This is a genomic window from Agromyces sp. P1_H4 (genome assembly GCF_056405255.1).
In genome coordinates, this window is record NZ_JBFUCL010000117.1 from 1 (window position 1) to 10,211 (window position 10,211).

General features: G+C 68.8%; 9 protein-coding genes. All 9 read right to left on the reverse strand.

Going from position 1 to position 10,211, the window contains the following annotated elements:
- On the reverse strand, nt 1-644 hold a 644-nt coding region (locus AC1DY2_RS09205), incomplete at its 3' end, for an FGGY family carbohydrate kinase (protein ID WP_476762143.1).
- Nucleotides 641-1,396: an L-ribulose-5-phosphate 4-epimerase gene (locus AC1DY2_RS09210; RefSeq protein WP_476762144.1), complete on the reverse strand. Its 756-nt coding sequence runs from the start codon at nt 1,394-1,396 to the stop codon at nt 641-643. The genes AC1DY2_RS09205 and AC1DY2_RS09210, both read right to left, overlap by 4 nt.
- 371 nt (nt 1,397-1,767) lie before the next feature.
- Nucleotides 1,768-3,006: a multiple monosaccharide ABC transporter permease gene (gene mmsB / locus AC1DY2_RS09215; RefSeq protein ID WP_476762145.1), complete on the reverse strand. Its 1,239-nt coding sequence runs from the start codon at nt 3,004-3,006 to the stop codon at nt 1,768-1,770.
- A 30-nt stretch (nt 3,007-3,036) separates the two neighbouring features.
- On the reverse strand, nt 3,037-4,566 hold the full coding sequence (gene mmsA, locus AC1DY2_RS09220; RefSeq protein ID WP_476762146.1) for a multiple monosaccharide ABC transporter ATP-binding protein: 1,530 nt from the start codon (nt 4,564-4,566) through the stop codon (nt 3,037-3,039).
- A 138-nt stretch (nt 4,567-4,704) separates the two neighbouring features.
- Nucleotides 4,705-5,787, reverse strand: a complete 1,083-nt coding sequence (gene chvE / locus AC1DY2_RS09225) for a multiple monosaccharide ABC transporter substrate-binding protein (RefSeq protein WP_476762151.1) — start codon at nt 5,785-5,787, stop codon at nt 4,705-4,707.
- 190 nt (nt 5,788-5,977) lie between these two features.
- Nucleotides 5,978-6,775, reverse strand: coding sequence for an L-ribulose-5-phosphate 4-epimerase (locus tag AC1DY2_RS09230; RefSeq protein ID WP_476762147.1), 798 nt, complete (start codon nt 6,773-6,775; stop codon nt 5,978-5,980).
- Nucleotides 6,776-7,027: 252 nt separating this feature from the next.
- Nucleotides 7,028-8,047: a LacI family DNA-binding transcriptional regulator gene (locus AC1DY2_RS09235; RefSeq protein ID WP_476762148.1), complete on the reverse strand. Its 1,020-nt coding sequence runs from the start codon at nt 8,045-8,047 to the stop codon at nt 7,028-7,030.
- 150 nt (nt 8,048-8,197) lie between these two features.
- On the reverse strand, nt 8,198-9,688 hold the full coding sequence (locus AC1DY2_RS09240; RefSeq protein WP_476762149.1) for an MFS transporter: 1,491 nt from the start codon (nt 9,686-9,688) through the stop codon (nt 8,198-8,200).
- A gap of 91 nt (nt 9,689-9,779) precedes the next feature.
- Nucleotides 9,780-10,211: phytase (locus AC1DY2_RS09245; RefSeq protein WP_476762150.1), on the reverse strand; the 432-nt coding region annotated here is incomplete at its 5' end.

Here is a 10,211-nt window from a genome sequence, read left to right on the forward strand (position 1 = left end):
ACCTCGAGCAGCCGTGCGTCGTAGTCGTGGGTCGCGGCATCGATAGGGAACATGCCCGAGGCGTCGCCCACGCCGATGGCCTTGCGGCCCGTGAGGCGCCAGTGCACATAGCCCGCGAGCGTCGTGACGAAATCGATCTGCGGCACGTGCGGCTCGTCGTCGAGCACCGCCTGGTAGACGTGCGCGATCGACCAGCGCAGTGGGATGTTCAAGCCGAACCGCTCGCTGAGCTCGGCGGCGGCCGGGCCGGTCGACGTGTTGCGCCAGGTGCGGAACGGCACGAGCAGCTCGTCGCTCGCGTCGAACGCGAGGTAGCCGTGCATCATGGCCGAGACGCCGATGGCGCCGAACGTCTGCGGCTGCACGTCGTAGCGGCGTCGCACGTCGGCGACGAGGTCGGCGTACGCCGCCTGGAGTCCCGACCAGACGTCCTCGAGCGAGTAGGTCCACACCCGGTTCTCGAACCGGTTCTCCCACTCGTGGCTGCCCACGGCGAGCACCTCGGTCGGGTCCTCGCCGACGAGGCAGGCCTTGATGCGTGTGGAGCCGAGCTCGATGCCGAGCGACGTGCGTCCCTCGAGGATGGCGGCGCGGGCGCGCTCCCCGGTGGTGCCCGCAGCCTGCGGGTTCATGGAGTCGGTCATCGGGCTGCGTCCTCACTCGGTGCGGTGTCGTCGTCGCGGCGGGCGTCGGACGCCTGGCCGTACACGTTCTGGTAGCGGTCGTAGAGCCGGTCGATCGCGTCCTGCGGGATCGGGATGAGCGGGCCCGCCTCGCGGGCGAAGTGCACCGTGCGCGCGACATCCTCGACCATCACGGCGGCCTTCACGGCGTCCTTGGCATCGGTGCCGATCGTGAACGGGCCGTGGTTCTGCATGAGCACCGCACGGGAACGGTGGCCCGCGAGGGTCTCGACGATGCCGCGCCCGATCGAGTCGTCGCCGATGATCGCGAACGGACCCACGGGGATCGGCCCGCCGAACTCGTCGGCCATGGCCGTGATGACGCAGGGGATCTCCTCCCCGCGGGCGGCCCACGCGACCGCGAACGTCGAGTGGGTGTGCACGACGCCGCCGACCTCGGGCATGTTGCGGTACACGTACGCGTGGGCAGCGGTGTCGCTCGAGGGGCTGCGGGCGGATCCCGGCGTGCCGGGGATCACGTTGCCGTCGAGGTCGCAGAGGATCATGTTCTCGGGCGCGAGGTCGTCATACGACACTCCCGACGGCTTGATCACGAAGAGGTCGGCGCCGGGCACCCGGCCCGAAACGTTGCCGCCCGTCCAGACGACGAGGCCGTATCGAGTGAGCTCACCGTGCAGCCGCGCGACGTCGTCGCGCACCTTCGCGATGGCCGCGTCGACCTCGGGCGTGAAGGCGGATGCCGCGGCGCTCATGCCGCCGCCATCCGGCCGTCGGCCCCGATCGGCAGGTGGTCGTGGTCGGGCACGGGGACTCCTTCGTCGTCTGGTTCGTTAGCGCTAACGAACCACGATGTTAGCGCTAACGAAGCCGGTCGGCAAGCGCGCGCGGTGCGGCATCCGGAGCCCTGCCCGGCCCGCACGCGAAATGGAGGAAGAAACGGCCGACACGCCGTCCGGCCCTCCCCCGGCACCCCGCTCGCCACCAAGAACTTCCTACATTTCGGTGGTGGAGCTCGGCGGTCAGGGCCACTGCGACGGCTGGCGCGGCATTTGGTTCTGCATGGATGACTCGGGTACGACGAAGGGGCGGATGCCGCAGCACCCGCCCCTTCGGTCACCAGACCCTAGTTGCCGCCGGAGCGTCGACGGTTGTACACGTCGAACGCGACCGCGAGCAGCAGCACGAGGCCCTTGACGACCTGCTGCCACTCGATGCCGATGCCGAGGATCGACATGCCGTTGTTCAGCACGCCGATGATCAGGCCACCGATGATGGCGCCGCCGATCGTGCCGACGCCGCCCTGCACGGCCGCGCCGCCGATGAAGGCCGCGGAGATCGCCTCGAGTTCGAAGCCGTCACCGGCCTTCGGGCCGGCCAGGTTGAGCCGGGCGGTGAAGATGAGGCCGGCGAGGGCGGCGAGCGTGCCCATGTTGACGAACAGCCAGAAGTCGACGCGACGGGTCTTGATGCCCGACAGCTCCGCCGCGTGGCGGTTGCCGCCGATCGCGTAGATGTGCCGACCGAAGACCGTGCGGTTCATCACGATGCCGTAGACGAGCACGAGCACGGCGAGGATGATCAGCGTGACCGGGATGCCCTTGTAGGAGGCGAGGGACCAGGTGAAGAAGCCGATCGCGGCCGACACCAGCACGAGCTTGATGATGAACCACACCATGGGCTCGACGTCCTGGCCGTACTTCTGGCGGCCGCGACGGGTGCGCACCTGCTGCACGATCAGGATGACGATCGCGAGCGCGCCGACACCGAGCGTGAGCGGGTCGAGTTCGAAGTCGCCGACCGAGACGAAGCCGTTTCCGAGCGCGCGGTACTCGGCGGGGAACGAGCCGATGTTCGCGTTGCCGAGCACGACGAGCGCGAGGCCCCGGAAGATGAGCATGCCCGCCAACGTCACGATGAACGCCGGAATGCCGACGAAGGCGATCCAGAAGCCCTGCCACACGCCGACGAGGGCGCCGATGCCGAGCGAGAGGATGACCGAGAGCCACCAGGGCAGGCCCCATTGCACGGCGAAGACACCGGAACAGGCACCGACGAAGGCGGCGACCGACCCGACCGACAGGTCGATGTGGCCGGCGATGATGACCATCACCATGCCGATCGCGAGCACGAGGATGTAGCCGTTCTGCACGACGAGGTTCGAGATGTTCTGCGGTCGCAGCAGGATGCCGTTGGTGAGGACCGAGAACAGCACGACCACCGCGACGAGCGCGATGAAGATGCCGTTCTTGCCGAGGTCTGAGAGCACGTGGCTCAGCCGGTCGGTGAACTTGTTCTCGACGGGGTTGAGGTTGCCGCCGGGGAGCTGGACTTCCTCGGAGGTGGTGGGGGTCGGATTCGACATGGTGTCTCCTGGTGTTTCCGCCAGCGCCGGCTAGCGGGGCTTTTCCATGGTCATGAGCTTGAGCATCGCCTCGGGTGTGGCCTCCGCGATGGGGAGCTCACCGGTGATGCGCCCCTCCGAGAGGGCGTAGACGCGGTCGCAGATGCCGAGCAGCTCGGGCAGCTCCGACGAGATCACGATGATCCCCTTGCCCGATGCGGCCAAGCGGTTGATGATCGTGTAGATCTCGTACTTCGCGCCCACATCGATGCCACGCGTCGGCTCGTCGAGGATGAGCACGTCGGGATCCGAGTAGATCCACTTCGACAGCACGACCTTCTGCTGGTTGCCGCCCGAGAGCTTGCCGGTCTTCACCAGCACGCTCGGCGCCTTGATGTTCATCGACTTGCGGTACTCGTTCGCGACCGCGTACTCCTCGTTGTCGTGCACGAGCCCGTACTTCTCGAGCTTCTTCAGCGAGGCCATCGAGATGTTCCGCTTGATGTCCTCGATGAGGTTGAGGCCGTACGTCTTTCGGTCTTCCGTCGCGTAGGCGATGCCGTGGTCGATGGCCTCGGCGACCGTGCGGGTCTTGATCTCCTTGCCGCGGAGGAACACCTTCCCGGTGATCTTCGACCCGTAGCTCTGGCCGAACAGGCTCATCGCGAACTCGGTGCGACCCGCGCCCATGAGGCCCGCGATGCCGACGATCTCGCCGGCACGAACGTTGAGGTTCACGTTGTCGACCATCACACGCGAGGTGTCCTGGGGATGGTGCGCCGTCCAGTCCTCGACGCGGAGCAGCTCCTCGCCGATGTCGGGCGTGTGGTCGGGGTACCGGTTCTCGAGGTCTCGGCCGACCATGTCCTTGATGATGCGGTCTTCCGTGACGTCCTGCTTCGCGATCGTCTCGATCGTCTTGCCATCGCGGATGACCGTGACGGAGTCGGCGACCTTCTTGATCTCGTTCAGCTTGTGGCTGATGATGATCGACGTGATGCCCTGCCCCTTGAGGTGCAGGATCAGGTCGAGCAGGTGGTCGGAGTCCTCGTCGTTGAGCGCGGCGGTCGGCTCGTCGAGGATGAGAAGCTTGACCTCCTTCGAGAGGGCCTTCGCGATCTCGACGAGCTGCTGCTTGCCGACGCCGATGTCCATGATCTTGGTCGTCGGGTTCTCGCGCAGCCCCACTCGGGCGAGGAGCTTCGACGCCTCGAAGTTCGTCTTGTTCCAGTCGATCAGGCCGCCGCGGCCCTTCAGCTCGTTGTTGAGGAAGATGTTCTCGGCGATCGACAGGTAGGGGCTGAGTGCCAGCTCCTGGTGGATGATGACGATGCCCTTGGCCTCACTGTCCGTGAGGTCCCGGAACTCCACCGTCTCGTTCTCGAAGACGATGTCGCCGTCGTAGGTGCCGTGCGGGTACACGCCCGACAGCACCTTCATGAGGGTCGACTTGCCGGCGCCGTTCTCGCCGCAGATGGCGTGCACCTCGCCGCGCTCGACCCCGATGGTGACGTTCGACAGGGCCTTCACGCCCGGGAACGTCTTCGTGATGCCGCGCATCTCGAGAATGTTGGTGGTCATCCTTGCTCCTGCTTCATTGCCGGGTGGGGCCGGCCGGATGACGGATGCCGCCGCGGCCGGGACCTGAGGCGAGAGTACTCCCGCTCGGGCCCCGACACGCGGGGTTGCCGTCATCCGGCCGACGTGTACCGGTGGTGACTAGCCGTTGATTTCCGCTTCGGTCCAGTAGCCGCTGTCGACGAGGATCTCCTTGATGTTGTCCTTGACGACGATGGCCGACTCCAGGAGGTACGACGGCACGACCTTCACGCCGTTGTCGTAGTCCTCGGTGTTGTTGACCTCGGGCTCGTCGCCGTTCAGGATCGCGGACGCCATGTCGACGGCGACCTTCGCGAGCTCACGCGTGTCCTTGAAGATGGTCGCGTACTGCTCGCCGGAGTTGATCGCCTTGACCGAGTCGAGCTCGGCGTCCTGGCCGGAGATGATCGGCCAGCCCTCGCCGACCGAGTAGCCCGCGTCGGTGAGCGCCGAGATGATGCCGCGCGACAGGCCGTCGTAGGGCGAGAGCACCGCGTTGACCGTGGAGCCGTCGGAGTACGTCGAGGTGAGGATGTTCTCCATGCGCTCCTGCGCGACCTCGCCGTCCCAGCGGAGCGTTGCGGCCTGCTCGAAGTCCGTCTGGCCCGACTTCACCACGAGGGTGCCGTCGTCGATCAGCGGCTGGAGCGTGTCGATCGCACCGTTCCAGAAGAACGTGGCGTTGTTGTCGTCGGGCGAACCGGCGAACAGCTCGATGTTGAACGGGCCGGCGGGCGCGTCAGCGGCCGGCTCGCCCTCGAGGTCGGTGAGGCCGAGGCCGTTCAGCAGCGAGTTGGCCTGCTGCACGCCGACCTTGTAGTTGTCGAACGACGCGTAGTAGTCGACGTTCTCCGAGTCGCGGATGAGGCGGTCGTAGGCGATGACCGGGATGTCGGCGTCGGCCGCGTCCTGGAGCACCTGCGACAGCGTCGTGCCGTCGATCGAGGCGATGATGAGCGCCTCGGCGCCCTTCGTGATCATGTTCTCGATCTGCGAGACCTGGGTGGGGATGTCGTCCTCCGCGTACTGGAGGTCGACGGTGAAGCCCTGGTCCTCGAGCTGCTGCTTGACGGCGTCGCCGTCCTGGATCCAGCGCTCCGAGCTCTTGGTGGGCATGGCGACGCCGATGAGGCCGCCGTCGCCGCCGCCGCCGCTGCTGTCGCCGCCACCGCTGCCGCCCGAGCACGCGGCAAGCGCGAGCATGGAACCGGCCGCGAGGGTGGCGAGAAGCACCTTCTTCGTGTTCTTCACGGTGTGTCCTTTCACTGTGTGTCATTCATGGACGACATTGTCTTGGTGACAGTCGGAGTCGGCCGCGTCCATGCCAGCCGTCTCCCCTCGCGCCGCGCCCGTCGGGACGGGCTGCGCAAGATCTGGGGAACCGAGCGATCGTTCATCGCCGGTCTGCGACCTTCCGGCGGGCTTCGGGAGCCGCCTTCGGGGCCTTCGCGCGACCGGCGTCGGACGCCGGCCCCGCGCTCTTCGTGCGGCGGGCGTCTGACGCCTGGCCGTACACGTTCTGGTACCGGTCGTAGAGCCGGTCGATCGCGTCCTGCGGGATGGGCACCAGCGGACCCGCCTCGCGGGCGAGGTGCACGGTCCGCGCGACGTCCTCGACCATCACGGCGGCCTTCACCGCGTCCTTCGCGCTGGCGCCGATCGTGAAGGGGCCGTGGTTGCGCATCAGCACCGCGCGGCTGCGGTGGCCGGTGAGCGTCTCGACGATGCCGCGACCGATCGAGTCGTCGCCGATGATCGCGAACGGGCCGACCGGGATGGAGCCGCCGAACTCGTCGGCCATCGCGGTGATCACGCAGGGGATCTCCTCGCCTCGCGCGGCCCACGCCGTGGCGTAGGTGGAGTGCGTGTGGACCACGCCGCCCACCTCGGGCATGTTCCGGTAGACGTAGGCGTGCGCCGAGGTGTCGCTCGACGGAGACCGGTCGGCGCCGGGCGTGCCCTCGATGACGGTGCCGTCGAGGTCGCAGAGGATCATGTTCTCGGGCGCCAGCTCGTCGTACGAGACGCCCGAGGGCTTGATCACGAAGAGGTCGGCCCCCGGCACGCGACCCGAGACGTTGCCGCCCGTCCACACGACGAGCCCGTACCGGGTGAGCTCGGCGTGGAGCTTCGCGACGTCGGCGCGAACGCGTGCGATCGCCACTTCGACCTGGGGCCCGTAGCTGCTCATGCGCCCACCGCCACGGCGTCCGTGCCGGCCCGTCGGCTCTCGCACGCGGTGGCGTGCGGGGCAGCGGCGGGGGCGATCGGCACTGGAAGACTCCTTCGTCGGGCGGGGAGGTGCTCCACGATGTCGGTCTCGATGTGACCGTTCACATGGCGACACTCATGTTAGCCACAATCTCGCCGGTGCTGTCAACTTCGAGAGGTCACGGATCCATAACGCCGGCTCAGACGGGCATGGTGGCCTGCGTGGCGCAGGTCAGAACGCCGGCGCACCGGTGCTGCGGCGCACCACGAGCTCGGGCGTGATCGTGCCGGCCGCCTCCGCCGATGCGTCGCCGATGTCGCCGAGCAGCAGCGCCACGCACCGCCGGCCCAGTTCGCCGAAGTCCTGGCGCACCGTCGTCAGCGGCGGCCAGAAGTGCGCCGCCTCGGGGATGTCGTCGAATCCGATGATCGAGACGTCGCGGGGGATGTCGAGGCCGGCGTCGCGCACGGCGTGCATGAGGCCGAGTGCCATCTGGTCGTTCGACGCGAAGATCGCCGTGAAGTCCCGCACGGTGAGCAGCTCACGGCCGGCGTAATAGCCGAACTCCGCGGTCCAGTCCCCCAGGATCGGCGCGGTCGTGGCGACGTCCTGCGCGCTCATCTCCTCGAGGAAGCCCCGCATCCGCGCCTCGGCCTCGATCCAATCCTGGGGTCCGGCGAGGTGGTAGATGCTGCGGTGGCCCAGCTCGATGAGGTGCCGAGTGGCCATCCGCGCTCCCGCGATCTGGTCGACCGACAGGGCGTGGTCGTCGTCGCGACCGGTGGACTGGAGGCTCACGTACGGCACGTCCATCTCGAGGCGCGCGAGCGTGTCGAACACGCGCATCTGCGGCGCGATCACGACGAGGCCCTCGATGCCCTGGGCTGTGAGGTGCGCCAGCGCATCGGCGATCGACGCGGCATCCGACGACTCGATGTTCGCCGTGCTCACCCAGTMCCCGGCGGCCCGGGCCGCCGACTCGATGGCCGCGATGCTCGACGCCGGCCCGTACTGGGTGCTCGATGCCGAGAGGATGCCGAGCGTGCGGGATCGGCTCGTGACGAGCGCCCGGGCCGCCCGGTTGGGCTTGTACTGGAGCTCGCCCATGACGTCGAGCACGCGTTGCTTCGTCTCGGGACGGATGCTCGGGTGGTGGTTCAGCACCCGGCTCACGGTCTGGTGCGAGACGCCGGCCAGCCGCGCGACATCACGGATGCTCGGGGCGCGACCCCGCTGCGGCTCCTCTGGCACGGCGACCTCGATCGAATCTCGGCATGTTCACGGTCACACACGCCGGCGCAGTCAATTATGCACAGGTCGGGGGCGAATGTGACTGTCACACGAATGTGACCGTCACATCGGGCGCACGTCGTGACGCACCAGAGATGACGCCGAAGGTCGTCAGGCTCGGGATGCCACGGCCGGCGGCCGCMCGCGGCTCGCCAGCAGCAACCCGACCACGGCGATCGTCACGGTCACCGCGAAGTCGGCCGTGAACATGCCCGCGCCGGCCGCACTCGACACCAGTGCGGTGATCGCGAGCGCCACCGCCGCGCCGAGCGACTCGGAGATCGTGAGCGCGGCACTGTTGAACCCCTGCGCCGACACCGGCGACAGCGCGAGCACCGCGACCGAGAAGCGCGGGTACATGAATCCCATCGCGGCGCCCGCGAGCGTCCACGCGACGAAGGCGATGGCCGGGGCGAGCGTGAAGGTGGCGACGACGAGCACGACGACGAGTGCGACGACGAGCGTCGCCGCGCCGATCACGACGGCCTGCGTGTTCGAGATGCGTTCGGTGAGCCGGCCCTGCAGCCAGGATGCCGCAGCCCACGAGAGCCCCGCGCCGGTGAGCACGGCACCGGCGAGGCTCGGCGAGAAGTCGTAGTGCTCGATGAACAGGTAGGGAAGGTAGATCTCGCTGCCGAAGAACGCACCGGCGACGATGAGCTTCAGCATCACCGTGGCGGGCATGCCGCGGGCGGCGCGGAGAGTGCCTACGGGCAGCAGCGGCCGCGCCCCCACGGCCGCCACGGCGATCGCGGCGACGGCCACGACCCACTGCCAGGGGTCGGGCAGCTCCTTGGCGAGCGACACGGCGAGCGCGGCCGCGGCGGTCAGCACCGACCAGCCCACCCGGCTGAGGCTCCACGGCACCGACGGGTCGCCCTGCACCTGTTCGCGCACGCGCACGATGGGCGGCAGCATCATCGCCGCGGCCGGGAGCATCAGCACGATGACCCCGAGGAAGACCCAGTGCCAGCTGGTGGCCTCGGCGACGGCGCCGGCGAGCGCTGGACCGACGATCGACGGGATGACCCACGCGGCGGCGAAGCCCGCGAACACCCTGGCCCGCAGGTGCTCGGGGTAGACGCGCCCGACGATCACGTAGAGCGGCACGATCACCGCGGCCCCCGAGAGCCCGTGCACGAACCGGCCGACGATGAACACCCCCATGTTCACGGCGGTGCCGGCGATCACCAGCCCGACGACGAACAGCACCGCCGAGACGATGAGCGACGGCAGCGGGCCCGCACGGTCGGTCCAGTTGCCCGCGATGACCATGCCGATGATGCCGGCGGCGAGCGGCACGGCGAAGGACAGGGCGAACAACGCCTCGCCGTCGAGGTCGGTCGCGACGAGCGGCATGATCGTGGTGACGGCCATCGCCTCGAACGCGGCGAGGAAGATGATCGAGAACATGCCGATCGAGAGCCACCGGTAGGGCTTCGAAAGCGGCCCTCGGGCGAGCGGCTCGCGGGTGCGCTGCGCCGGCACGTCGCCCGAGTCCGCGGACGCGGCTTCGGGCGCCTCGGCGGCGTCGGCGGCGTCGGCGGCGTCGACCGGATGCTCCGTGGCCGGGGAATCCGTCTTCTTCGTCACGTCGCTCACCGATCGAGCCTATCCCCRGCCGCCGACAGGAGCACCCGACGGCGGGTCCCGCCGCTTCCGGGCCGGGCCCGCCACGCCGGACGCCCGCGACCTAGCGGAAGCGCGGGTCGTTCCCGGCCGCCGTGCTCGCGCGCAGTCCGAGCCCATCCGCGATGTCGCCCCACGACACGTACGAGAAGTTCGTGGCGTCGCGTTCGGGATCGACGCCGGTGCCGGTCTCGGGCTCGTCGTGCGTGACGAGCAGCCCCTCCCGGTAGTCGCCGACGACGCGGTTGGTCACGGCCAGCCCGTCGGACCCGTTCACCTCGTCGACGCCGTCGACGCCCTCGATGCGGAACGTGCCGACCAGGCGGTTGCTGCCCTGCCGCTGGTAGACGGCGTAGGTGTCGTCGCCCTGGCTCGACACGATCACGTAGCCGGTGGCGCCAGGTCCGTAGTACACGTCGACCCCTTCCGCGTCGGCCTCGAGCGCCGAGCCGCCGAAGCCCGCGTCGTCGGAGTCGATCGGCGCGCACTCCTCCGT

Bases quoted from the DNA above. Each gene is read 5' to 3' on its own strand.
- AC1DY2_RS09210 (WP_476762144.1), bottom strand. From the start codon at position 1,396: ATGAGCGCCGCGGCATCCGCCTTCACGCCCGAGGTCGACGCGGCCATC.
- mmsB (WP_476762145.1), bottom strand. From the start codon at position 3,006: ATGTCGAATCCGACCCCCACCACCTCCGAGGAAGTCCAGCTCCCCGGC.
- mmsA (WP_476762146.1), bottom strand. From the start codon at position 4,566: ATGACCACCAACATTCTCGAGATGCGCGGCATCACGAAGACGTTCCCG.
- chvE (WP_476762151.1), bottom strand. From the start codon at position 5,787: ATGCTCGCGCTTGCCGCGTGCTCGGGCGGCAGCGGTGGCGGCGACAGC.
- AC1DY2_RS09230 (WP_476762147.1), bottom strand. From the start codon at position 6,775: ATGAGCAGCTACGGGCCCCAGGTCGAAGTGGCGATCGCACGCGTTCGC.